Origin of the sequence: Janthinobacterium salmonicoloratum (assembly GCF_051380845.1) — a bacterium.
Lineage (GTDB): Bacteria > Pseudomonadota > Gammaproteobacteria > Burkholderiales > Burkholderiaceae_D > Janthinobacterium > Janthinobacterium lividum_F.
This window is the reverse complement of sequence record NZ_JBNYXV010000001.1, coordinates 2,663,741-2,688,584: the sequence shown is the minus strand read 5'-3', so window position 1 is coordinate 2,688,584 and position 24,844 is coordinate 2,663,741. Positions and strand designations below refer to the sequence as shown.

22 protein-coding genes, 1 tRNA gene and 1 pseudogene are annotated in these 24,844 nt (G+C 50.3%); 15 read left to right on the top strand and 9 right to left on the bottom strand.

Going from position 1 to position 24,844, the window contains the following annotated elements; all coding sequences use genetic code 11:
• The first annotated feature begins 50 nt into the window (after nt 1-50).
• The 12 genes from ACQ4WY_RS12410 (at nt 51) to ACQ4WY_RS12355 (ending at nt 12,357) form a co-directional block, all read left to right on the top strand.
• Nucleotides 51-989: an NAD-dependent epimerase/dehydratase family protein gene (locus ACQ4WY_RS12410; protein ID WP_436504239.1), complete on the top strand. Its 939-nt coding sequence runs from the start codon at nt 51-53 to the stop codon at nt 987-989.
• Between the two features lie 70 nt (nt 990-1,059).
• Complete coding sequence (locus tag ACQ4WY_RS12405; RefSeq protein ID WP_436504237.1) at nt 1,060-1,962, top strand: acetaldehyde dehydrogenase (acetylating); 903 nt, start codon at nt 1,060-1,062, stop codon at nt 1,960-1,962.
• Entirely contained in the window at nt 1,955-2,971 is a 1,017-nt protein-coding gene (dmpG, locus tag ACQ4WY_RS12400; RefSeq protein WP_436504236.1) for a 4-hydroxy-2-oxovalerate aldolase, read from the top strand. The genes ACQ4WY_RS12405 and dmpG overlap by 8 nt, the downstream gene beginning before the upstream one ends.
• Nucleotides 2,968-4,020 (top strand): NAD-dependent epimerase/dehydratase family protein, encoded by a 1,053-nt coding sequence (locus tag ACQ4WY_RS12395; protein WP_436504235.1) that lies wholly within the window; start codon nt 2,968-2,970, stop codon nt 4,018-4,020. The genes dmpG and ACQ4WY_RS12395 overlap by 4 nt, the downstream gene beginning before the upstream one ends.
• A gap of 39 nt (nt 4,021-4,059) precedes the next feature.
• On the top strand, nt 4,060-5,316 hold the full coding sequence (locus tag ACQ4WY_RS12390; RefSeq protein ID WP_436504234.1) for a lipopolysaccharide biosynthesis protein: 1,257 nt from the start codon (nt 4,060-4,062) through the stop codon (nt 5,314-5,316).
• Nucleotides 5,317-5,339: 23 nt separating this feature from the next.
• Nucleotides 5,340-6,140 carry a glycosyltransferase gene (locus ACQ4WY_RS12385; RefSeq protein WP_436504233.1) on the top strand — a complete coding sequence of 267 codons (801 nt, stop codon included), beginning with the start codon at nt 5,340-5,342 and terminating at the stop codon, nt 6,138-6,140.
• A 21-nt stretch (nt 6,141-6,161) separates the two neighbouring features.
• On the top strand, nt 6,162-6,827 hold the full coding sequence (locus ACQ4WY_RS12380) for an acyltransferase (RefSeq protein ID WP_436504231.1): 666 nt from the start codon (nt 6,162-6,164) through the stop codon (nt 6,825-6,827).
• Nucleotides 6,827-7,960, top strand: coding sequence for an NAD-dependent epimerase/dehydratase family protein (locus ACQ4WY_RS12375; RefSeq protein WP_436504230.1), 1,134 nt, complete (start codon nt 6,827-6,829; stop codon nt 7,958-7,960). Before ACQ4WY_RS12380 ends, ACQ4WY_RS12375 begins: the two co-directional genes overlap by 1 nt.
• Nucleotides 7,957-8,838, top strand: a complete 882-nt coding sequence (locus ACQ4WY_RS12370; RefSeq protein ID WP_436504229.1) for a glycosyltransferase family 2 protein — start codon at nt 7,957-7,959, stop codon at nt 8,836-8,838. The genes ACQ4WY_RS12375 and ACQ4WY_RS12370 overlap by 4 nt, the downstream gene beginning before the upstream one ends.
• 122 nt (nt 8,839-8,960) lie before the next feature.
• A complete protein-coding gene (locus ACQ4WY_RS12365; RefSeq protein WP_436504228.1) occupies nt 8,961-9,956 on the top strand; it encodes a glycosyltransferase family 4 protein in 996 nt (331 codons plus the stop codon).
• Nucleotides 9,953-10,879 (top strand): glycosyltransferase family 2 protein, encoded by a 927-nt coding sequence (locus ACQ4WY_RS12360; RefSeq protein WP_436504227.1) that lies wholly within the window; start codon nt 9,953-9,955, stop codon nt 10,877-10,879. The genes ACQ4WY_RS12365 and ACQ4WY_RS12360 overlap by 4 nt, the downstream gene beginning before the upstream one ends.
• Nucleotides 10,880-11,112: 233 nt before the next feature.
• Nucleotides 11,113-12,357: a hypothetical protein gene (locus ACQ4WY_RS12355; protein ID WP_436504226.1), complete on the top strand. Its 1,245-nt coding sequence runs from the start codon at nt 11,113-11,115 to the stop codon at nt 12,355-12,357.
• Nucleotides 12,358-13,229: 872 nt separating this feature from the next.
• On the opposite strand, the gene rfbD is transcribed toward ACQ4WY_RS12355, so the two are convergent.
• The 8 genes and pseudogenes from rfbD to ACQ4WY_RS12315 form a co-directional block, all read right to left on the bottom strand.
• A complete protein-coding gene (gene rfbD, locus ACQ4WY_RS12350; protein WP_436504225.1) occupies nt 13,230-14,114 on the bottom strand; it encodes a dTDP-4-dehydrorhamnose reductase in 885 nt (294 codons plus the stop codon).
• 28 nt (nt 14,115-14,142) lie between these two features.
• Entirely contained in the window at nt 14,143-14,688 is a 546-nt protein-coding gene (gene rfbC, locus ACQ4WY_RS12345) for a dTDP-4-dehydrorhamnose 3,5-epimerase (RefSeq protein WP_436504224.1), read from the bottom strand.
• Nucleotides 14,689-14,712: 24 nt separating this feature from the next.
• On the bottom strand, nt 14,713-15,606 hold the full coding sequence (gene rfbA, locus ACQ4WY_RS12340) for a glucose-1-phosphate thymidylyltransferase RfbA (protein ID WP_436504223.1): 894 nt from the start codon (nt 15,604-15,606) through the stop codon (nt 14,713-14,715).
• The gene (gene rfbB / locus ACQ4WY_RS12335) at nt 15,606-16,685 is read right to left on the bottom strand and encodes a dTDP-glucose 4,6-dehydratase (RefSeq protein WP_436504221.1); all 1,080 of its coding nucleotides are present in this window, start codon (nt 16,683-16,685) and stop codon (nt 15,606-15,608) included. The genes rfbA and rfbB overlap by 1 nt, the downstream gene beginning before the upstream one ends.
• Before the next feature lie 118 nt (nt 16,686-16,803).
• Complete coding sequence (gene wbaP, locus ACQ4WY_RS12330; RefSeq protein ID WP_436504220.1) at nt 16,804-18,267, bottom strand: undecaprenyl-phosphate galactose phosphotransferase WbaP; 1,464 nt, start codon at nt 18,265-18,267, stop codon at nt 16,804-16,806.
• Nucleotides 18,268-18,344: 77 nt separating this feature from the next.
• Nucleotides 18,345-19,761, bottom strand: a pseudogene (locus tag ACQ4WY_RS12325) (mannose-1-phosphate guanylyltransferase/mannose-6-phosphate isomerase).
• Between the two features lie 241 nt (nt 19,762-20,002).
• Complete coding sequence (locus ACQ4WY_RS12320; protein WP_436504218.1) at nt 20,003-20,359, bottom strand: diacylglycerol kinase; 357 nt, start codon at nt 20,357-20,359, stop codon at nt 20,003-20,005.
• Between the two features lie 299 nt (nt 20,360-20,658).
• Entirely contained in the window at nt 20,659-20,898 is a 240-nt protein-coding gene (locus tag ACQ4WY_RS12315; RefSeq protein WP_436504217.1) for a hypothetical protein, read from the bottom strand.
• Between the two features lie 298 nt (nt 20,899-21,196).
• Between ACQ4WY_RS12315 and ACQ4WY_RS12310 the strand changes: the two genes are divergently transcribed.
• The 3 genes from ACQ4WY_RS12310 (at nt 21,197) to galE (ending at nt 23,216) form a co-directional block, all read left to right on the top strand.
• A tRNA-Gly gene (locus ACQ4WY_RS12310) sits at nt 21,197-21,270 on the top strand.
• Nucleotides 21,271-21,362: 92 nt separating this feature from the next.
• A complete protein-coding gene (trmB, locus tag ACQ4WY_RS12305; protein ID WP_436504443.1) occupies nt 21,363-22,043 on the top strand; it encodes a tRNA (guanosine(46)-N7)-methyltransferase TrmB in 681 nt (226 codons plus the stop codon).
• A gap of 153 nt (nt 22,044-22,196) precedes the next feature.
• A complete protein-coding gene (galE, locus tag ACQ4WY_RS12300) occupies nt 22,197-23,216 on the top strand; it encodes a UDP-glucose 4-epimerase GalE (RefSeq protein ID WP_436504216.1) in 1,020 nt (339 codons plus the stop codon).
• 93 nt (nt 23,217-23,309) lie between these two features.
• Here the strand turns inward: galE and ACQ4WY_RS12295 are convergent, their stop codons facing one another.
• On the bottom strand, nt 23,310-24,596 hold the full coding sequence (locus ACQ4WY_RS12295; RefSeq protein ID WP_034745922.1) for a Glu/Leu/Phe/Val family dehydrogenase: 1,287 nt from the start codon (nt 24,594-24,596) through the stop codon (nt 23,310-23,312).
• Nucleotides 24,597-24,844: the final 248 nt, after the last annotated feature.

Here is a 24,844-nt window from a genome sequence, read left to right as displayed (position 1 = left end):
GGTAAACGAAATGGAAGAATAATGGATGCAGCACGATCAGTAGGATGCGTATGAAACACGTCGCCATCCTTGGCGCCAGCAGCCAGATTGCTAAAGATATGATCCGCCTGATGGCGCAGCAGGAAGATACCTGCATGCAGTTATATGTGCGCGATCTGGTGCCGGTGCAGCAATGGCTGGGGCAGCTCGGTTTGGGCGGGCGTTGCACCCTGCATTTGTATGAAGCATATGGCCAGCACGAGCATGATGCGGTGATTAATTTTGTCGGCGTTGGCGATCCGCAGCGTGCTGCCTGGATGGGGGCATCAATTTTTGGCATTACCCAGCAGTATGACGACATGGTGATGGCTGGCTTGATGCAACATCCGCACCGCCGTTATATCTTCCTGTCCAGCGGTGCCGCGTATGGCAGCACTTTTTTGGAGCCGGCCGGTCCTAAAACCCAGGCAGCCATCTCAATCAATTCGCTGACGCCGCAAGAGTACTATTCGGTCGCCAAGTTGTACGCTGAATGTCGTCACCGCGCTCATCCGGAATTGGCGATCACGGATATCCGCATATTCAACTGTTTCAGCCGCACGCAAGACATAGCGGCGCGTTTCTTCATAACCGATATCGTACGCGCGATCCGCGATAACACAGTGTTGCAGACCTCGCCTGATTACATGGTGCGTGATTTTATGCATCCAGAAGATTTCCATCAATTGGTGAATTGCATCCTGAACGGTCCGCGGCGTAACGGCCCGGTCGACTGCTATACTCTCGCCCCGGTCGACAAGCCCACTCTGCTTGAAGCGATGCAGCTGCAATTCGGACTGCAATACGAGTTTGTTGGTACCGCCGCCACTGTAGTTAATGCCACAGGCACCAAGCCACACTACTATTCGTTGAATCGCCAGGCGGAGGCACTGGGCTACCTTCCAGTATATTCCTCGCTCGACTGTGTCACGAAAGAAACTGCGAGTATTCTCGGACGAGATATATTCTAGAGACCAGTGCCTACGAACGTCAGACCGGCGATTGAATAAAAGTAATGAAGATCAAACTGAACGGAATGAAATGACTCAGAAAAGCAAAGTAAAGGTTGGTATTATTGGCACCGGCAATATTGGCACTGACCTGATGGTCAAGATCATGCGCTCCCAGTGGCTCGAATGCACCTTGTTCGCCGGCCGTAACTTTAACTCGGCAGGCATGCGAAAAGCCAACGAACTAGGTGTGCATATTTCTGACCGGGGCATCGACGCCATCATACAAAACCCGGAGATTTGTGACATCGTGTTCGACGCTACCTCGGCGCATGCCCATCATGAGCATTGGGCTATTCTCGACAAGCTGGGCAAGACGGTTATCGACATGACCCCTGCCAAGCTGGGTGCTCTGTGTATTCCGGCTATTAATGCCAAGGAAGCACTTGATAGCGGCGCACGCAATATCAACATGATTACCTGCGGTGGCCAGGCATCGATTCCTATCGCCCACGCAATTGCCCAGGTACATCCAAATATCGGCTATATTGAAGTTGCTTCCAGCATTTCTTCGCGCAGCGCTGGTCCTGCCACGCGGCACAATCTTGACGAGTACATCGACGCAACCGAGCAGGCACTGCAAAAGTTTTCTGGCGCCGCACGCTGCAAGGCGATTCTGATTCTGAATCCGGCCCGTCCCCCGATCGACATGCAAACGACGATTTATGCCCAGATCGAAGATCCGGATATCGAGAAAATCCGCATTTCGGTCGAAGCAATGGTCAAGAAAATCAATGCCTACGTTCCTGGCTATAAAATGATTGTCAACCCGACCGTCGATGGCAACCGCGTCATCGTTACCATCAAGGTTGTAGGTGCGGGCGATTATCTGCCACCCTATGCTGGCAATCTGGATATCATCAATTGTGCTGCCATCGCCATTGCGGAACAGGTAGCTGAAATTTCATTGCGCAAGGAGCAAAAAAATGACTAAGAATGTACTCATTACTGATCCGACCTTGCGTGACGGCAATCATGCGGTGCGCCACCAGTTGACGGCGGAGAATGTTGCCAATTACTGCCGAGCCGCTGAAGCGGCCGGCGTCCCTATCGTGGAAGTCGGCCACGGCAACGGCCTTGGTGCATCGTCGATGCTGATCGGCGAAGCGAAATTGAGTGACGTGGACATTCTCGCGGTAGCGCGTGAAAACTTGAAAAATTCCAAGCTGGGCATCCATTCAATTCCAGGTTTTTGTACGATCAAGAAAGACTTGGCCAAGGCTATCGACGCTGGTGTTGACGTATTTCGCATCGCCTCGCACTGCACTGAAGCCGATACAACCGACCGTCATATCGGTTACGTTCGCCAGGCAGGTAAGCAAGTATTTGGCGTGCTGATGATGAGCCATATGGCCATGCCGGAAGTGCTGGTCGAAGAAGCCAAGAAAATGGAATCCTATGGCGCTGAAGGCTTGATCATCATGGATTCTGCCGGTGCGTATTTTCCAGCCGATGTGACGGAACGCATCTCGCGTCTTGTCGATGCGCTGTCGATCCCGGTCGGTTTCCATGCGCATAACAATCTGGGTATGGGCGTGATTAACTCGGTAACGGCAGTCAATGCCGGCGCTTCCATGATTGACGCCAGCGTCTACGGTTTTGGTGCTGGCGCCGGTAACGCACAGTTGGAAGTATTGATTGCGGTGTTTCAGCGCCTAGGCATCGAAACGGGCATCGACCTGTACAAGATTCTCGACGCGGCCGGTCTGGCAGCAGATGAGTTCATCAAAGTGATCCCTACCATTTCGTCGCTGAGCATCGTTAGCGGCCTGGCCGGTGTGTTTTCTGGTTTCGCCAAGCCCGTTGACCGGGCGGCCAAGGAATACGATGTCGATCCGCGCGATATCTTCTTTGCCCTTGGTAAACGTAATGCCGTAGCTGGACAGGAAAGCTTAATTTTTGAAGTGGCGCAGGAACTGGCCGCGCAAAAGGCGGCTGTATGATGAGCGATCTATCCGCGGGATTTTCCAAGGATTGCCTGGCTGCTGCGACTAACCTGCAGGTGCGCTCTGCCTTGTCCGGCCAGCGCATTGCCGTTACCGGCGGTAGTGGTTTTCTCGGTAGCTGGCTGGCTGAAATGGTCGCTGCACTCAATGATGAATATCGGCTTGGCATCACGCTGGATCTGTATTCACGCAGCGCGGCAGACTGGGCCAAGACGAATCTACGTCTGTCGTCACGCGACGATATTCATCCCCTTGTGCAGGACGTCCGGTCGCCGTTTGCCTTCCATCCTGCAACTATCTATGTGGTGCATGCTGCGGGGATCCCAGATAACCGCGTACACGCCTCCGATCCAGCGCGCGTGTTTCAGACGACTGTGTTTGGTGCAGCCCATGTGTTAGAAGCCGCAGCCAAGTTGTCCGGCTTAAAACGCCTAGTCAATCTGAGTTCGAGTCTGGTCAACGGTACGCCGAACCGTGCAGGAGCAGTTGTCGAGACAGACAGTTTTCCGATGCTGGCTGGCCAACTGCATCATGTTTATCGCGACGCGAAACGCGCAGCGGAAAGTCTGTGCGCTACTTATCGTAGCCAATTCCGCTTGCCTGTCAGTACCTTGCGTCCATTCACCTTTGTCGGGCCATATCAGGAACTCGATCGTCCCTGGGCAATTAACAACTTTATGCGGGATATGTTATTAGGCAGCGAGATTCGCATGCACGGTGACGGTGCCGCTCGGCGTAGCTATCTATACGGCAGCGATGCCGCGTGGTGGACTTTGTCCGCATTGGTGAATGGTGTCGATGGCCAGGCCTACAATATGGGGAGTGCCGAGCCTGTATCGCATCTAGAGTTGATCAAGCTGATCGAATGCGCAGCCAGCAGGTCCGCAAAATATATTTTTAGTAATGTATCTGGAGAGCGCAAGGCCCAGGACGATCTGTATCCGGATCTCGCTAACAGCCATAAAAACTTGCAGGTTGAGCAGACTTGTTCGCTGGAGCAGGCGGTAGTCAAAACCTATCAATGGTATTTTCAGAAAAATACATGAAATTGTGAATAGCGGAGCGTAAAAGAACTTCATAAAACCATGTTTAAAAATTTGATTTCTGCGGTAATCAGGCGGAATTTTTTTGAAACCGGCGCAGTAATCGGATTGAGACTATTTTCGATTGGCGTCGGTTTCCTTTTTATAAAAATTTATACAAACAACCTTTCGACCGAAGAAGTCGGGAAATATTTCTATCTAGTGACGCTTTCATACATCATGAATGCGCTAATTTTTGTTCCTATTGATTATTATTTACAGGCAAGACTGGCTTTGCATGGTAAAGAAATACCTGTCGCTGCGCTCTATAAGATCAATAAAATAGTCTGTTTGATGGCGATGTTGTTATGCGTGATTTTTTGTATTCCATTGTTATATTTAGGACAGATCCATGTAGTTGACATATTTGGAATTTACATTACCGCATTGCTGGTTTATTTATGTAATTTTTCCAGGGGATTGTTGAACAACCGAGGGCATAAAGTTTTTGTGGTTTGTATGCTGGTTTTTGAAGGCTTGGCCAAAGTTGGATTTTTTATTTTGAGCAATAGTTTAATGGTGGCAACCGCTGGTGCGCTGCTCTACTCCTCGGTGATCGCATTATTATTGGAAGTTTTGATTATTTTTCTGTATGGTGCCAGAAAAATAGATTACAACTGGCTTGATGAGGGAATTGAAAATTATAAAACGGTTTTCCGGAAATCTTACGCTTTGTCAATCGGCGCCATTTGTAATCTTGTGCAATTACAATCATACCGATTGATGTATGTATGGGCAGGTGTCCCCGTCACTGCAGCAATATATGTCGTAATAACAAATCTAGGTAGTTCCGGAATGGGGGCAATCTCATCTGTGTATTCGCAGATATTTTTACCTCGAATTTATTCCAGCAAAGGCGATTTTACACTAAGGTATATCAGGAATGCATTAATTGTGTCACTGATTGTAGTCATCGGTGCGGTTCTGACTGGAAAATACCTGCTGCTGTTTCTTACAAAAAACGACTACGTTGAGTACGCTCAAGCAATCGGTTTTGGCGTACTGGTTGAAGGCGGAAACTTAGTCATCGGTGCGGCCACCGTCTACCTGATGCTGAATAGTGCAGCGAAGGCGACTATTGTTTGTAATTTGCTCGCAGCTCTTGCATCAGTGGTTGGTGGATATGCGGTATTACATTACTGGCCTGAAAATGCTTTTGCTATTGGAATCCCAATAGCAATATCGCAGATATTTATTGCAGCATTTCTTATTTCATATGTAATTCGTTTTCAGAAAGCAAAAAAGAAGGAAGTAAAATGAAATTTTGTGAGAAGTTGACCTTCGTGATCTTTACTTACAATGAAGAAAAAAGAATTGAAAGAGTGCTGAGGAACCTGACCGGTTGGGCAAATATTTTAATTGTTGACAATCATAGTACCGATGCTACCAAGGATATCGCCGAAAAGTATGGGGCAACAGTTTTTCCTAATAAAAATGTAGGCTGGGTTGAAGATGAGAAAACAGTCGATTTAATCAAGGAAACAGTTCAGACACCGTGGATATACTGGGGATTTGCCGATGAAATGCTGGACCGAGCAACGTTGACGGAAATCGTAAATGCAATTGATTCAAATAAATACAAAATTGTAAATTTAATACGAAAAAATTTTTATTATGGTGAATTCTGTCATGACGCTTATGCTGATAGATTGAATCGCGTATTTGAAAAAACTGCACTTGACTTCTCTGAAAATAAGATTCACTCCTTCGGTAAGGCCACCGTTCCGGAAAGCCAGATATGTTATTTGGATGAGAAAAAATATTATGTGCGGCATTTCATATCGAATACTGCAAAAATTTACCTGGCAACGATCGACAGATATACGGATATCGAGGCAGAAAAAACAAAATATAGTGGAAATTTTATGTTGTTTGCCCGACTGGGAAAACAATTTCTAAAGCAATATGTAATCTGCGGTGCATATAAAGCAGGAAAGGCGGGCCTATTTTTGGTTCTGCAGATGATGTATTATCAGTGCATACTGGCGATGAAAACACATGAGCTACATAATGGTCTGTCTGTTACTAAAATTGAAGATAAGAATAATGTTGAGCGCGAAGAAATACTTTCCCGATTAAGTTGAAGATAATATTATGGAGGCTGGGTGTATAAAATATTTGTCAGAAAATATTCTGCTTTTAAAAGAATGGATTTTTTTGATTTATTTGGCTATGCCAAAATGTTATTTTGCAAAGCAAAAACTCGCTGGATTTACGCGTATTTATTTGGGAAAATAGGGAAGGGCGTCTGGATCAAGAAACCTGCACAGATATATGGCGCTCAGAATATTTTCATTGGAGATGATGTGCGCATAGAGCGAGGTGGTATTTTCTATGCTGTGAAATATTATGGTGGCAAGAAATACAATAGTCGGATTGTTTTGGGGAATGGAACTTTTGCGAACCGGGATTTGAACTTGACTTCAGCGTACGAAATAAATATTGGGAAAGAAGTTGTATTCGGCCCTAATGTATTTTTGACAGATTTTGATCATGGCTATGACGACGTGAAAAAATCACGTTTACAGACTGATTTAATATCGAAAGGACCGATTAATATTGGTGACCGTTGCTGGATTGGTGCAAATTCTTTTATCGGTAGTGGTGTCGAGCTTGGCGAATATTGCGTGGTCGCTGCGAACAGCGTAGTTACGAAGAGTTTTCCAGCTTATTCTGTCATTGCAGGCGTGCCAGCTAAATTGATAAAAGTATATGATCCATCGATAGGTAGTTGGATAAAAGTAAATAAAAAAACTTGTTTGGAAAAGTAATGAATATTCTTATAACTGGCGGTGCAGGTTTTATTGGTTCGAATTTGGCGCTTCACCTCATTGGACTGGGCCATGAAATCACCATATTGGACAATCTGTCCCAGCAGATCCACGGTGTAAATCCTGAAGAATCGTCGCCGCTGTACAAGAGTGTCAAGAATAAAGTGCGTTTTGTCGCAGGTACGGTATGTGATGAGGCGGCGTGGCGTGAGGTCTTGCCTGGCCAGGATGCGGTCGTTCATCTCGCTGCCGAAACCGGCACAGGCCAATCGATGTATGAAATAAAACGTTATGTAGATATTAATATTGGTGGTACTGGATTGATGTTGGATTTCCTGGCAAATACCAAACATCAGGTAAAAAAAGTCGTCGTAGCATCTTCTCGGTCTATTTATGGCGAAGGAAAATATTATTCGCCCGCATTAGGAATTATTTATCCAGGTGCGCGTAAGGATAAAGATATGCAGGTTGGGCGCTTTGAACCCTTATGCCCCCAAACAGGCGAACCATTGGAGTTGCTGGCAACCGATGAAGAGTCAAAAATTCATCCATCTTCAGTGTATGGCATTACCAAGCAGAACCAAGAACAGATGGTCATGACTGTATGCAGCTCGCTGGGCATTGGTGCGACCGCACTGCGCTATCAAAATGTTTATGGTCCAGGCCAGTCGCTGAGCAATCCATATACGGGGATTTTGTCAATTTTTTCCACGCGTATTAAAAATGGTAACGACTTAAATATTTTTGAAGATGGAAAGGAAAGCCGCGATTTTGTGTTTATTGATGATATCGTTGCGGCGACGACGTTGGCGCTGACAAAAGAAGAAGCCAATGGTGAAGTATTCGGTATTGGTGCTGGCGTTGCAACCAACGTTCTGACGGTTGCACAGACACTGGTTCAGCACTATGGCATCGAAGTACCGATCAAGGTCACTGGCGCTTACCGCCTCGGCGATATTCGCCACAACTATGCGGACCTATCCAAATCGAATCGTTTACTTGGCTTCCAGCCTAAAGTGACTTTCAGCGAAGGTATCGCACGTTTTACCGCATGGGTTAACGAACAGGCAATACAGGCAGACGCTTACGACGCCAGTATTGCCGAAATGAAGCTACGGGGACTGTACAAATGACAGCTAAGATTGGCCTCGTAACAGTATTGTTCAACAGCGCCGCTATGCTGCCTGGTTTCTTCGAAAGCGTGAACCGTCAGGATCTTGAAAATTATTGTCTATATATTGTCGATAACAGTCTGGATGATCTTTCCTATAACACATCGGTTCAATTGATTGAACAATATGGCATGAAAAATGTCACGTTGATCAAAAATGCTGATAATGTTGGTGTGGCCAAAGGGAATAATCAGGGCATAGAGCTCTCATTGAAAAATAACTGTGAGTATATCCTGCTATTGAACAATGATATTGAGTTCGATGATCCAGCATTAATCAGCAAGATGCTGGCGTTAGCCAGGAATTGCAACGAGAAAATGATTGTGCCAAAAATATATTTTTTTGATTCTGGGAAAATTTGGTGTGCAGGCGGTGATATCAGCAATTGGAAGGGTACCACGACACATCGCGGCGAGGGGGAGCTGGACCGCGGACAGTATGATACGGACGGGCGTATCAATTATGCCCCGACCTGTTTCATGCTGATCCATAAATCGGTATTTGAAAAGATCGGTGTCATGGATGAAAAGTATTTCGTTTATTACGACGATACCGATTTTGTCTGGCGTGCAAATCACTCGGGCTTTGGTATTTACTATTGGGCAGCAGGGGAAGTCAAACATAAGGTCAGCAGCAGTACTGGTGGCTCTGGATCTACATTCACGACATATTATGCTCAGCGTAACAGACTTTATTTTATTCGGAAAAATTTCGGATTGTCAATGAAAATCATTTCGTTAACATACTATTTCCTGACACGATTGCTTAAATTCAATCTGCTTTCCAAAAAAATGCGTAAGCCATTTCTTTCGGCAATAAAGGATGGCTTGAAAATGTAGAGCAAGTGTACCTGAATTTATTTGCTTGTACTTCATGTGCCAAAGTATGGCTTTCCGCTCATATTTTGGCAAATTTGTTTTATGCAATCATAATTGCATATGTGAAAAGTTGATAAAATTTCATGAAATTGAGCTATGATCCGCGTTGGTTAGGTCCGACAGGCATTGGTGCTGTTGCTGCCGCTTTGATAAAAAGAAAGCCTGCCCATGTAGAATTGCTGCCTTTGAAATATAAAGGAAAAATCTCAGATCCTCTTTCTCCTTTAAAAATTGGTAGCGAGTTGCGCGAAATTGAGTCTGATGTATTCTGGTCTCCGGGATTTATCGCGCCATTTAATTCAAAGACGCCCGACGTAGTGACCGTACATGATCTGATCCATTTGCATTACTATAGTTCGGCGCACAAGATTTATTATGACTATGTATTGAGAAATCTTTACAAGAAATGTGCGAAGATCCTGACGGTATCAGAATATACAAAAAAGGAACTGTTGGAGTGGGGCGATTTCGATCCTGAAAAAATTGAAGTTGTTTACAACGCCGTCGAACCTTCTTTTAATGAGGACGTGGTTCCGGCATCGCTTGGTTATCCGTATATATTTTATGCTGGGAATCGCAGGGGCTATAAAAATATAGCGCGATTGATTGAATCATATGCACTTTCTACATTACCGTCACTTGGTATCAAGTTATTGCTGTCAGGGAAAATGGATGAAGGCCTGATAAAAATGGTCAATCAATTTTCTATGGCTAACATGGTCATGACAGCAGGCTATATTAGGGACGAAGACCTGCCTAGCTACTATAAGGGGGCAACGATGATCGTATATATATCGCTGTATGAAGGTTTTGGTTTGCCAATTTTGGAGAGCATGGCAGTTGGTATTCCGGTAATTACTTCTGATCTCAGCTGCATGCCGGAGATTGCTGGGGGCGCTGCTATGTTGGTAAATCCGCTGGACATTAAAGCGATATCAAATGCAATGAATCAGCTGATCGAGGATACTACGTTAAAATCGGATATGATAGCGGCAGGATTGATTCGTGCAAAAGATTTTTCCTGGGATCGATCAGCAAAGAAGTTTTGGAATATTATCGATGAAGTTAATAAAAAATGAATAGAATTGGTATCGTTATTCCGACCTATAATCCTGGTCCTCTATGGCAGCAGTGGTTGGAGAAAATGAAGGTACAGTCGCTGCTGCCTGATGTACGTCTTATCGTCGACTCGAGCTCAAATGATGGCTCACTGACGCAGGCTACGTATGACTTATTCGAGTTGCACACTATCGATAAGAGAGAGTTTAATCATGGCGGCACGCGGCAACTTGCTGTCCAGAAAATTGCAGAGCAAGTTGATATTGTTATCTTCATGACGCAAGATGCATTATTGCATGATGAACATTCTTTGAGAAATCTCGTGCGTATATTTTCAGAGAACGAAAATGTTGCTGCTGCCTATGGCCGTCAGTTGCCACATATAGGCAGCCGTCCAAATGAGGCGCATGCACGCATATTTAATTATGCAGAGCGAAGCCTTTTGAAATCACTGGCTTCAAAAAATGAGCTTGGCTTCAAGTCCATATTCATATCCAATTCATTTTCTGCTTATAGGATAAAAGATTTGATGGATGTAGGCGGCTTTCCTGCCAATGTTATTTTGGGTGAGGACACTATAGTTGCGGCAAAACTTTTACTTTCTGGAAGGGTTGTTGCATATGAAGCTAGTGCTACGGTTTATCATTCGCATCATTACACCTATGCCCAAGAATTCAAACGCTACTTTGATATTGGTGTTTTACACGCACGTGAACCATGGTTGCTGAAAGAGTTCGGCCAAGTGAGTGGAGAAGGCATTCGTTATCTGCGTTCCGAGATGCAATATGTGAAAGAAAATGCATGGTATTTGATGCCATCATCTTTGATTCGGACGTTCTTTAAATACGCTGGTTATAAAACAGGTCGTCATGAGCAACATCTACCTAACAAGGTGAAAAGGATGCTGAGCATGTATAAAGGTTACTGGTCAAAAAACAACTAAAATCCACGCGATATTTTTAGGATAGTCGAATTTTTATATTTCATTAGTTAATTTCGTGATTTTCTATTTTTTTTACAAGATTGAATTTTAAGCTTATTTTCAATTTAATATTATTTTCATTTTCATTTTCATTTTTATTTCATTATTTCTATTTATTTTAAAATTAAAAATCCTTAATTAAAAAGATCAGCAATATTATGCGTTTAATACATCCTCTGCGTTGGAGCATGCCCGTGTTACCTGTAAGCAGACTTAGTAAAATGGATTTTTTTCTACTGATAGGTGTTGTAGGATCAGTTTTGCTTGATGTTTTGACAAATATTTTCGCGTATGCGGGTATTCAAAGCCCGATTGTTGCTTTGTTGAAAGGAAGCATACTTCTGCTAATAGTCGGAAATTATCGGTCACTGTATAGTTGGGCGATCACCTTGGCATTTGCAGGAATTTTTTTTATTCGGGAATTTCTGATAGCGAGTAGCTCTTTGGAATCGTATCTGATGGAGGATGCGGTTTTTTTCCTGAGGATTTTTTTCTTTATTGGCTGGCTGTTATTGTTTTATGAGCGACGGAAGAGGATTGAATTTTTAAACTGTGTTTTATACGTGGTTGTTGTCACTTTCATTTTAAGCGTAATTTGTCAGCTTGCAGGATATCTGTTGAGTATCGAATTTTTCAAGGCATATGGTGAGCAGCGAGGTGGATACAAGGGTCTCTTTTTCGCTGAAAATGATACAAGTGTGTTTTATCTTTTTATTTTAATTTATGCGATGTATCTGTGGGGAATTGGTCGCAAGATATTTACTTTTATTACTTTGATCGGTTTATTTCTTCTTGGGCTGGGATCTAAAACTGCACTATTGGGTGCCTTGATTGTTCCTGTAATCTATTTCTACTTTACTCATAATTTTTCTTTCCCTGTAAATATAAAAAATTTTTCACTTCGACCGCGTCCAATGATGTATATAAGTATTTTTTTAATTATTGGAGTAGGTGTTAGTTATTTTTTTCTATTTTATATTGGTAGTTTTCTTTTGGCTTTTAACTATGATCAACTCATCCGTGTATATGAAAAGAGTGGATTGTTGAGTAGCCTGTTATCTTTCAGGGACCTGAAAGTGGCTCTTTATTTCAATAACATCAACAATTTAAATGATTTATTTTTTGGGCTTCAAATTAAGGAAAAAATAGAAATATTCGGTCTGGAAAGCCCGGGAACATTCATGTATGAAATCGATATTTTCGACTATTTAGGGCGTGTCGGACTGTTGGGCTTGATGTTGACGATCATGACCATTTGTCGCTGTACAGGACTCCGCAGATGGGGCTCTGCGACACCGGAGTTGAAGACGCTTATTTTTTCCATTATTATTTTAGGACTTACAGTCGGGCATACGCTTGTTTCTGCCATGAATGGCGTGTGGCTGGGCTTTTGGTTGATTTTATTTAGCCAATTGCGCCATCGACGTTTCGAAAATTGAATTGCAGGCTTGAAACTTGACGATGATTGATATCATCGTCAAAACTATGCTTGATTTTTTATGATTTCTCGCAGCGTCATTTCATTGACTGCTATGATTTTGGCCCCTCCAGACAATAGGTGAATCCTGCCCGATTTCCTGTCTGTTTCTCGTGTTATCTATGTAATAATATTTTTCAGCTGACTTATTCTTATTGAAGCAGTACCCTGGAAATAGGTGCTGGTCTTTAGTCGTCATTGCCTGAATATTGATTCCATATGAGTGCGTCGACGCAGTTTTTACGTACGCAATCCATGAACACAATCTTGTGGCTAGAATTTGATTTCAGCACGCTTACTGTTTCAATTCAAACAGGAGCAACATGAGAGGCGACACCGAATACTGGAGCACGCGTTGAGGCGTACCGACACGAAGCTCTGGTGGCAAGCGCATATGCGCGGAAGTAGTGGTTGACGCTGGCGTCGCTGTATTGCTGGCGTCGCAAACTAACATCTGCCGCCGTAGTCGCCGACGGCCTTGTAATGGGAAAGTTCGTCGTGCTACGCGTAGTAGACGCGTAAGCAAGCGCAGCAACCGGCCGTGCATATTGGTGCTCGGCTCCGGCCTGCGCTTGGAGATGACCGATGATCATATCGCGTAACATTTGAAAAATAGTGCTGATGAGAATATTACAAGCTGCGTCTCTTGTGCCGGCAGGGTCATATGGCAACAAGCCACGCAATTTAGTACAGCGGAATAAGACGAATCTGTGGTAACGGCCGCAACTGATGTATGCAGGACGGTACGCCGAGTGTCGGTATGTCGTGGCTTTTGCCTGCCGAATGCCGCGTGGTGGCGGCGCTCGGTAGGGGCAGAAATGCTTCTGCAGGTAGTCAGCCTTGGCACAGGGCCAAGGCATCTTTCCACTGCGGCAATCCACAGAAAGTGTCGATCAAACGTTGTGAAGACAGCTCCGAATTGGTCGGACGCTTGGCCGGGACTGGATAGTCTTGCGCTAGGATCGGTTTCAGGCGTGGTTTTTTTTCGGCTGAAATATGGGACATGATCGCCTCGGTAAAACCAAACCAGCTGGTCCTTCCTTGCGCCGTCAAATGATACAGACCGGATCGTGCCTGCCACCATGCTTGCTGGTCACTTGCTGTCAGGCTTTGCGCGACGATATGTGCTGTGGTGTCGGCAATAGTGCGGCTCCAGGTCGGTGCGCCGAACTGGTTGGAAACGATACTCAGCTCTTCGCGCTCTTGCGCCAGGCGGAGCATGGTCAGCAGAAAGTTCTTGCCATGCGTGCTGTAAACCCAGCTGGTGCGCAAGATCAGATGTGGGATGCCTGCCGCCTGGATGGCTTGCTCGCCGGCCAGCTTGCTGGCGCCATACACATTCACGGGGCAGGTCGGATCGGTTTCGACGTAGGCGCCGTCTTTCGAGCCGTCAAAGACGTAATCGGTGCTGTAATGGATCATCGTGGCGCCCAGCTTTTTGGCTTCCTCCGCCATCACGCCCGGTGCTTCGCCATTGATACGCAGTGCCAGTTCAGGCTCGCTCTCCGCCTTGTCGACGGCGGTGTAGGCTGCCGGGTTGACGATCAGCGTTGGTTTCACGCGGCGGATGACGTCGCGCACCTGGCCCAGGTCAGCTAGGTCCATCTGGCTGCGGTCGAGCGCGATGATTTCTCCCAGGCCCTGCAAGCTACGCTCCAGCTCGTAGCCGACCTGGCCGGTTTTTCCTGTAATTAAGATACGGTGCATATTTGTTCTCATGACGTGTGGAGCGGCTGTATTGCAGTGCTTAGGCGAAGACGTCGGCATTGGCCAGCAGGGTGCCGGCTTTGTCCTTGCCCGATAATAACGGTTCGCCATCGAGTGGCCAGTCGATGCCGATGGCCGGGTCGTTCCACAGGAGGCTGCGCTCGAATTCCGGTGCCCAGTAGTCGGTCGTCTTGTACAGGAACTCGGCGCTGTCACTGGTGACCACGAAGCCGTGCGCAAAGCCCTTCGGTATCCACAACTGGCGTTTGTTGACCGCTGATAACGTCACGCCTACCCAGTGACCGAACGTTGGCGAGCTCTTGCGCAGGTCGACGGCAACATCGAAGACTTCGCCGGCGGTCACACGTACCAGCTTGCCTTGCGGCTGCTGGATCTGATAATGCAAGCCGCGCAATACGCCTTTGGCCGACTTGGAATGATTGTCCTGCACGAAATCGCGCGTGACGCTGGTCAATTCTGTAAAGCGCTTCTGGTTGAAGCTTTCGTAGAAAAATCCCCGGTCATCGCCGAATACGGTGGGCTCGAGGATCAGGACGTCTGGTATGGCGGTGGTTTGAATTTGCATGGTGTGAAATGAGCCATTCAGGCTTTAGTATATTTTTTCTTCAAGCAGGCGCAGCAAGTATTGACCGTAAGCGTTCTTTTTCAAGGGTTGCGCCAACGCCTCGAGCTTGGCGGCGTCGATGTAGCCGCGACGGTAGGCGATTTCTTCAGGGCAGGCAACTTTCAAGCCTTGTCGGTTCTCGATGGTGGCGATGAATTGGCCCGCTTCCAGCAAGGATTCATGCGTGCCGGTGTCGAGCCAGGCCATGCCGCGGCCCATCAGTTCGACGTTCAACTGCCCGCGCTCCAGATAAGTACGGTTGACATCCGTGATTTCCAGCTCGCCACGTGGTGACGGGGTGATGCCGGCGGCGATATCGCACACCTGCTTGTCGTAGAAATACAGGCCGGTGACGGCGTAGTTCGATTTTGGTTTGAGCGGCTTTTCTTCGATGCTGACGGCACGCCGCTGTGCATCGAAGTCGACCACGCCATAACGTTCTGGATCGGTGACATGATAGGCGAACACGGTGGAGCCGCTGGTGCGCGCGGATGCTTCTCGCAATTGCAATTCGAAGTCGTGACCGTAATAAATATTGTCGCCCAGGATCAGGGCCGATGGTGCGTCGCCGACGAATTCACGGCCGATGATGAAGGCCTGCGCCAGGCCGTCGGGCGTGGGCTGCACGGCGTAGCTGAGCTTGATGCCCCACTGACAGCCGTCACCCAGCAATTCCTGGAACCGCGGCGTATCTTGTGGCGTGGAAATGATCAGGATGTCGCGTATGCCGGCCAGCATCAGGGTGGTCAGCGGATAGTAAATCATCGGCTTGTCATACACGGGCAGCAGCTGCTTCGATACGGCCATGGTGACGGGGTACAGGCGCGTGCCGGAACCGCCAGCCAGGATGATGCCCTTGCGTTCGATAGTTGTTTTCATTATTGCTGCTCCTGGGCCGTGTCGCGTGCCGCGTAGTTTTTCTCTACCCACTTCAGATAATCGCCCGACTGGACATCGCGCACCCAGGCCTGGTTGTCCAGGTACCACTGGACGGTCTTGCGGATGCCGGTGGCGAAGGTTTCGGCCGGCTTCCAGCCCAGTTCGCGCTCGATCTTGCGCGCGTCGATGGCATAGCGGCGGTCGTGGCCTGGACGATCTTGTACATAGGTGATTTGTTCGCGATAGCTGCCGGCCGCTTTCGGGTCCAGCGTATCGAGGATGTCGCACAAGGTATGCACGACTTCCAGATTGGCCATTTCATTGCAGCCGCCAACGTTGTAGACCTCGCCCAGGCGTCCCGCTTCCAGCACGCGACGGATCGCCGAGCAATGGTCGCCCACGTACAGCCAGTCGCGCACTTGCATGCCATCGCCATAGATAGGCAAGGCTTTGCCGGCACGGGCATTGCTGATGATGAGCGGAATCAGTTTTTCCGGGAAATGGAAGGAACCATAATTATTCGAGCAGTTGGTGGTGAGCACCGGCATGCCATACGTGTGGAAATATGCGCGCACCAAATGATCGGACGCCGCTTTTGATGCCGAGTAGGGGCTGTTTGGCGCATACGGCGTCGTTTCCGTGAATGGCGGGTCATTCGGTCCCAGGGTGCCATACACCTCGTCGGTCGAGACGTGCAGGAAGCGGAAGTCGTCCTTGGCTTCGCCAGTCAAGCCGGACCAGTAAGCGCGTGCGGCTTCGAGCAGGCTGAAGGTGCCGTTGACGTTGGTCGAAATGAATTCGCCGGGGCTATGGATCGAGCGATCGACATGGCTCTCTGCGGCAAAATGCACGATGGCGCGTGGCTGGTGTTCTGCCAGCAGGCGGGAGATGTGGGCGGTTTCGCAAATATCGCCGCGTACAAAGATATGCCGTAGATCTTGCTCCAGGCTGGCCAGGTTGCTGAGATTGCCAGCGTAGGTCAGTTTGTCAAAATTGATCACGGGCTCATCGTTGAGCGCCAACCAATCGCGGACAAAATTGGAACCGATGAAGCCGGCGCCGCCAGTCACTAAAATCATGTTGTTATCCTTTTTTACTTGAACATCTTCACGATGCTTCGCTCTTCTGATTGTTTTGAGAGCGAAGGGAGAAAAAATTCTGAAATGAAACTATTTGGAACTCTATTTGATCAGGGACCTAATACGCGCCATCTTTCTTGAAAATGACTTTAACCGTTTTCAGTAGAATAACAATGTCATTGAATAAAGACCAGTTTTTGACATACCATGCATCCAGATAAACGCGCGTATCATAGCTGACGTCGTTCCTGCCGCTGACTTGCCATAGACCCGTGACACCGGGTTTCGCTTCCAGGTAATAGTCTACTTGGGGGCCATAACGCTCGAGTTCCGCATCGACAACCGGGCGCGGCCCGACCAGGCTCATTTCGCCTTTCAGTACGTTCCATAGCTGCGGCAATTCATCGAGGCTGGTCCGACGCAGGAAGTGGCCGATCGAGGTGATCCGAGGGTCGTTCTTCAGTTTGAAATCACGGTCCCATTCGGCACGGGCGTCAGGGTCGCGCTCCAGTAGTTCCTTGAGCAACACGTCCGCGTTCACGGCCATGGTGCGGAACTTATAGCAGAGAAAATGCTTGCCATTCTGCCCCACGCGTTTGTGGCCGTAGAAAATGGGACGGCCCGATGCCATGACCTTGGCCGCGATCCATAGCAAGATGGGGGCACCGACGATCAGCACGCCGATCGAGGCCGTCAGATCAAAGCAGCGCTTAATCAGTTGCAAGCCTGGCCGCGCCAGGTTGTTGCGCATGGTCAGCAGCAAGACTTCATGTGCAAAGAAATGGTTGACCTCCATGCCGTACAGGGGCAGGCCGCGTACGGCTGGCACCACTTGCATGTTGGCAACGCAACGGCTGACTTGCTGGATCATGCCCTGATAAGCGTCGATGCCGCCTTGTTCCAGGGCGACAACTGCATGCGGGTCGCCCAGCAGCCTGAGCGTTTGTTCCGGGTTCTCGCCGAGCGGAATGCAAGGCACCGCTTGTTTGCTGTGGTTCACATAATGCTGTTCCAAGTGGTCTTGGCCTTCCGGTATCAGGAAGGCAATCAGGCGATAGCCCATCAACGCTTCCTCATCGAAGGCGCGCGCTGTTTGCAAGGCATTGTCACCCCATCCGATGATGACCATGGGACGTATCCAGCCGCCAGCTTTCATCAGCAGGTATTTGACCATGCCGCGCAGCAGCAAGACACAGCACGGCACCAGCAGCCAGGTGGCTAACAGTGCCTCGCGCGAGGAGTCGCGCTTGTCGAGAAAGACCAGGGCCGCGTCGATCAAGCCCATGACCATGGCGACCTTCAGCAGTTCCTTGATTTCATTCGAGTACGGACGGCGTTTGGCATGATGGCCCTTCAGCTTGAAAATCGCCAGGATCACCAGGGAAAGCAGGCTGTAACTGAGCAGGCGCGAGCTATCCAGCCCGAAGCTGTTTAAGTCTGTGGCATCGAGGGTCCATGTGCCAGCGAGCCAGAATGCCATGAACATGGCAAGTGCATCGGCAAAGGTGAGAAAATATTTTTCTGCCCTGCCGCTGCAATACCATTTCACTTCTTGTACAAAGATGCCTTCGATTGGTTTCATGATGACTTGCTAAACCTTATAAACTTCAGTGTGAATTCTTGCAGTGCCGTATGCATGGTGATTACGTATCTGTTCGGTCAAGCGCGACCGTAGCGGTCTTCAAAGCGGATAATATCGTCTTCCCCAAGGTAGCTACCCGATTGAATTTCAATCAGTTCCAGCGGTAGCTTGCCCGGGTTAGCCAGAGAATGGACGACCCCGAGGGGGATATAGGTGGACTGGTTTTCGGTCAGCAAATATTCCTTGTCTCCGTTGGTGATCTGGGCAGTGCCGGATACCACGATCCAGTGCTCGGCGCGGTGGTGATGCATTTGCAATGACAGCTTGGCACCAGGCTTGACAGTGATCCGCTTGACCTGGAAGCGGTCGCCAGTGCCGATAGAATCATAGGAACCCCATGGACGGAAGACTTCACGGTGCATGGTGGCCTCGGGACGCTGCCTGGCGACCAACTGCGCGACCATGGTTTTCGTTTGTTGTGCCTGATCCGCATCTAACCAGCACGGCATCGGCGGTTTCCACGATGACGGTATTACGCATCCCGATGGCGGTGACCAGGCGGCTAGTGCTGTGCACCAGGCAATCGTTGCAATCCTGGATCAGCACATCGCCGTGGGCGTTATTGTTATTGGCATCTTTTTCCGCCACGTCGAGTACGGCTTTCCAGGAGCCGATATCATTCCATCCCGCATCGAGGGCGATGGTAGCGGCATGTCTGGTGCGCTCCATGACGGCGTAGTCGACGGCAATGTCGGGACTGGCAGCGTAGGCATCCTTGTCCAGTCGAATGAAGTCGAGGTCGCTCTTCGCGGCGGAGGTGGCAGCGCGGCACGCGGTCAGGATCGCGGGTTGGAAGCGTTCCAACTCTTCCAGGTAGCGGCTGGCGCGGAACAGGAACATGCCGCTGTTCCAGACGTAATCACCGCTGGCGTTGTATTGTTCTGCAAGCGCCAGAGCCGGTTTTTCCACGAATTCAAGTACGCGCTGGACTTGTCCGCTTGCAGAGCCCGCAGCGCGAATATAGCCGTATCCTGTTTCTGGCCCCGTTGGCGTGATGCCGAAAGTCAGCAAATTACCTGCCTCTGCAGCAGTACGGGCCAGCGCGATTGCACGATGGAAAGCTGGGGTATCCAAAATGACGTGGTCCGATGGCAGCACCAGCAGGAGCGGATCTTCGCCGTTCTCCAGCGCATACAAGGCGGCTGAGGCGATCGCTGGAGCCGTATTGCGGCGCATGGGTTCAAGTAACAGGCGACTATTTTCCAGGCCGATCTCACGTACTTGCTCCGCAACAATGAAACGCGAGGATTCATTGCATACCAGCAGTGCTGGCGACACGGTGTCTATGCCTGCCAGGCGCTGCAGCGTTTGTTGCAGCATGCTACCCTGAGCGGACAAACGCAGAAACTGCTTTGGGAATGCCTCGCGCGAAAGCGGCCATAAACGTGTGCCGGAACCACCACAAAGAATTACCGGTAGGAGGGGAATAGTCATTTATGCATCAATGTGAATTGGATGAGCTGAGTAATTCGTCATTCGACATGTATTAAAACCTGCCCGGCTTGTCGCGCTCGTATACGGCGGCGTACGCGCTGGAAAAACATCAATATTGCCAATGGCAACAATGTTTTAATAAATTGCAGGAATCTTTGTATTTTTTCCCGACTCTATGGAATCTGAGACGCAGGTACCCTAGCGCGTCCTGTATTGTAATTTGCTACCCCAGTATTCCTACTCAGCACACAACGTTTTTAAGCAAAAAAGCAACAAACACGCATATGGCTGCCAAACTGAGGAGCAACACTGCTCCTGCTGCGCAGTCCTTGGCAATCTTGATGCTGGGATGTAGGGACGGATGGAGGTGATCGATCAGGTGCTCCAGCGCGGTATTAAACAATTCCGCTGCCAAGACTATGCTGCAATTGAGCAATAGCAAGGCCCACCATATCAAGGGAGGTCGGGACCAGCAGAGTACGATGATCACCATTAGGGTGGCCAGACACTGCAGGCGGAAGCTCGATTCCATGCGGGAAGCAGCGCTTATGCCTTGCAGGGCAAATCCCATGCGCTTGAAGAAAGGCTGGTTCTTCATAGCAACTGAAGCGATGGCGCGGGATATTTTACTGACATGAAGGCGGATCTCTCAATGAATAGATGAGGATCGCAGGCAGGGCCATACGATATGACATCATTCGTCCACAGCAAAAAGACTGGTGCCAATCTTTTTGATGTTTGATAAAAGTAAAAAAGCCCGTTTTCAAATGAAAAGGGCTTTTATTGCAATAGTTGACATATTTTAGTATATCAACTATTGCGGTACCAGGCCTTCACCTTTTGCTAGATATCAAGCTGCAGGATGGACCTACCTGTCGCTGCCTCGGCAGCCAGGTATTAATGGTGGGTTGGGGTCGTGTGCGTGGTGGTCGAATCCGAGCTTGCTGCACCGGCCACAACGGCAACTGCTGCGCCGATTGCGATCAGGGCGCTCGTGCTCAGGCCGGCAATAGTGCCGCCGGCGGCAGCGCCAGCTGCCGGTGCAGCTGCTGCTGGTGCAGGAGCTGGTACCGATTGAGCCATGGCTTGTGCGGAAGCGAAGCACAGGATTGCCGAAGCGATCAGAATTTTCTTCATGGGATATCCTTTTAGGTTGAACAGCGGGAATGCTAAACTGTCACACGATTGTAGCAACATTTCTCCTGCTAGTCTGCGCCACACAGTTCTCGATAACAATAATTTATCCTATTTTAGCCGTATACCAAGTCATTCACTGCGCCTGGCAGCTAGCGATGTTGTTCTCTATCAACAAAATGCTACCGTGCCGATGCGGCTGTCTATGCATTTCGTCGCATGCCGCGAGAATTCCTGATGAATTCGAAAGCGCCGCACAAGTTTGCCAAGTGCTTGCCATCCCGCGTAAAATGCAGGCTTCGCGGGTGTAGCTCAATGGTAGAGCAGAAGCTTCCCAAGCTTACGACGAGGGTTCGATTCCCTTCACCCGCTCCATTTTTCGCTGGCGCCTGGTTTGATGCGGCGCAGCCACTTATTTCTCCATTCCCATGTCTTCTGATACCCCAGCAAACGGCCCGGCGCGGCCGATGATGTACGATCCGACCGAACACCGCATCCGCAGTTTTGTGACCCGCGCGGGACGGCTTTCCGTGGCGCAGGCGCGCGCGCTCGAGACTCTGGGGCCGCAGTTCCTGTTCCCTTTCGCCAAAGATCCGATGGATTTCGAGCAGGTATTCGGCCGCAAGGCGCCCGTCATCCTGGAAATCGGTTTTGGCATGGGGGCGACGACTGCGCATATCGCCAAAGCCATGCCGGAGAAGGATTTCATCGGCGTCGAAGTGCATACGCCCGGTGTCGGCAGCCTGTTGAAGCTGATTGGCGAGGAGTCGCTGACGAATCTGCGCCTGCTGCAGCACGATGCGGTGGAAGTGCTCACGCACATGATTCCCGCCAATTCGCTGGCCGGCATCCACGTTTTCTTCCCTGATCCATGGCACAAGGCGCGCCATAACAAGCGCCGCCTGATCCAGTCGCCGTTCGTCAAGCAATTGACTGATCGCCTGGCGCCGGGCGGCTATCTGCATTGCGCCACCGATTGGGAAGATTACGCGGTGCAAATGCTGGAAGTGCTGGGCGCCGAGCCGCAGTTGCGCAATAGCGCCGACGGTTATGCGCCACAACCGGCGTACCGTCCGCTGACCAAATTTGAAAACCGTGGCTTGAAGCTGGGCCATGGCGTGTGGGATCTGGTGTTCATCAAGAACTAATCTGGCGGTTTGCCCATCCGTGCCGTTCATGCGAGAACAAGCCTGCCGTGGCGACGCCGCAGGCTTTTTTAATGCGCGCGCTATCGTGTGCTGGCTAGGCAAGGTGGAAGAATTACGGTAGTCTTATCTTTTTTGCATTGATTGATTGAGATTATGTCCAAAAAAATACTCGTGACGGGCGCATCCGGTTTCATCGGTTCGCATACTTGTGTCGAATTGCTGGCGGCCGGCTTTGAGGTCGTTGCGGTGGATAATCTGTGCAATAGCGCGCGCGAAGCGATGGCGCGCGTGGAGCGCATCTCCGGCAAAAGCGTGCCCTTCTATGTAGCGGACGTGCGCGACCGCGCGGCCATGGCTGCCGTTTTGCGTGAGCACGCCATCGATGCCGTGATCCATTTCGCAGGCTTGAAGGCCGTGGGGGAGTCCGTGGCGCAGCCGCTGATGTATATGGACAACAATGTTTCGGGCACCGTGGCGCTGCTGGAAGTGCTGGCGGAGGCGAATGTGAAGCGTTTTGTCTTCAGCTCGTCGGCCACCGTATATGGCGATCCGGAAGCCTTGCCGATCCTGGAATCGTCGCGTCTGTCCGTGACCAACCCATACGGCCGCTCCAAGCTGATGGTCGAGCAGATCCTGGCCGATCTCGTGCATGCCGATACCCAATGGCAAGTCGGCGTGCTGCGCTACTTTAATCCGGTGGGCGCGCATGCCAGCGGCTTGATCGGTGAAGATCCGGCCGGCATCCCGAACAACCTGATGCCCTTCATCGCCCAGGTGGCCGTGGGCCGCCGCGAGCGCCTGGCCGTCTTTGGCAAGGATTACGATACGCCGGATGGCACGGGCGTGCGCGACTACATCCACGTAGTCGACCTGGCGCTGGGCCATGTGGCCGCCTTGAACCGCCTGTTTTCCACCGAGGGCGGCTTTACCGTCAACCTGGGCACGGGCCACGGCTACAGCGTGCTCGATACCGTGCGCGCCTTCGAGGCCGCCAGCGGCCGCACCGTGCCGTACGACATCGTGCCGCGCCGCCCGGGCGACATCGCCAGCTGCTACGCCTCGGCCGACAAGGCGAAGGAACTGCTGGGCTGGCAAGCGCAGAAAAACATCGACGACATGTGCCGCGACCACTGGCGCTGGCAGCACCAGAACCCGCAAGGCTACGCGGCGTAAAAAAGTCCGCAGATACAAAAAATCCCGCTCACACGCAAGTGTGGCGGGATTTTTTTTAGAGCGCCATTAAACCAATGGCGTCAAAAGCAGCTATTAAGGATACAAGCCGCGCACTTCGCGAGCCTGGAGAACACGGGTGCACGCCAGGATAAAGGTGGCGGTACGCATCGACACTTTCTTCTCTTGCGACACTTGCCATACCGAATCGAACGCTTCGCGCATGATGCGGGTCAGGCGGCTGTTGATTTCTTCTTCCGTCCAGAAGAAGCTCGAGAAGTTCTGTGCCCACTCGAAGTAGCTGACGGTCACGCCGCCAGCGTTGGCCAGCACGTCCGGTACGATCAGCACGCCGCGGTCGGTCAGGATGTCGTCCGCTGCCGGCAGGGTCGGGCCATTGGCGCCTTCCAGGATGATCTTGGCGCGGATGACTTGTGCGCGTTCGGCGGTGATCTGCTGTTCCAGTGCGGCCGGGATCAGGATGTCGCAATCGATGCCCCAGAAATCTTCGCGCGGCACGAACGCCTCGGCGCCAGGGAAGCCTTCGACGCTGCCCACTTCGGCCACGTGTGCCAGCAATTGCGGGATGTTCAAGCCGCCGGAATGCACCACGGTGGTCTTGTGGTCTTGTACCGCGACCACTTTCGAGCCGGCTTCTGCGAACATGCGGGCAGCGACGCCGCCCACGTTGCCGAAACCTTGCACGATGACTTTCGCGCCTTCGAGCGACATGCCGACCTTGGCGGCCGCGTCGCAACCGACGACGAATACGCCGCGGCCCGTCGCATCGCGGCGACCCAGGCTGCCGCCCAGCGAGATTGGTTTGCCCGTCACCACGCCGGTCGACATATTGCCGCCGATCATGGCGTAGCTGTCCATCATCCACGCCATGACTTGTTCATTCGTGTTGACGTCCGGCGCCGGGATATCCTTGTTCGGTCCGATGATCATACTGATCTCGCTCGTGTAGCGGCGGGTCAGGCGTTGCAGTTCGTTGCGCGACAGGGTCTTCGGATCGACACGGATACCGCCCTTGGCGCCGCCGTATGGCACGTTGACGGCTGCATTCTTGACCGTCATCCAGGCCGACAGAGCCATCACTTCCGACAGGGTCACGTCCTGGTGGAAGCGCACGCCGCCTTTACCCGGGCCGCGCGACAGATTGTGCTGTACGCGGTAGCCTTCGTAGTGGGCAATGGTGCCGTCATCGCGCTCGATAGGCACATCGACCGTCAGGATGCGCTTTGGACGCTTCAGCGTTTCCACCCAGCGCGACAGGTTGCCCAGGTACGGCGTAACGCGGTCGATCTGCTCGAGGTAGACGCCCCATGGGCCCAGGTCTTCAGGATTGAGGTAGGAAGGAAGTGCGTGCTTGCTGGTCATGCTTGATAAGCTCCTGGACAAAACGGTGGTGTAATGCCGAAAAATATACTGCGCGTCGTGCTTTGCGGCCGGCGATGCTCGCTGTACCTTCGTACAGCTGCGCTTCTCGGCCACAAATCATCGCCGCTCGCTACGATTTTTCCTGGCATTCAAAAATGCTGTGGTAGGCGCACCCAATTGAGTTGCGCGCAGCGGAACCGCATCGTAGGCGATAGCCTCATGCCCCGGCCAATGCTTTGTGCGCATCC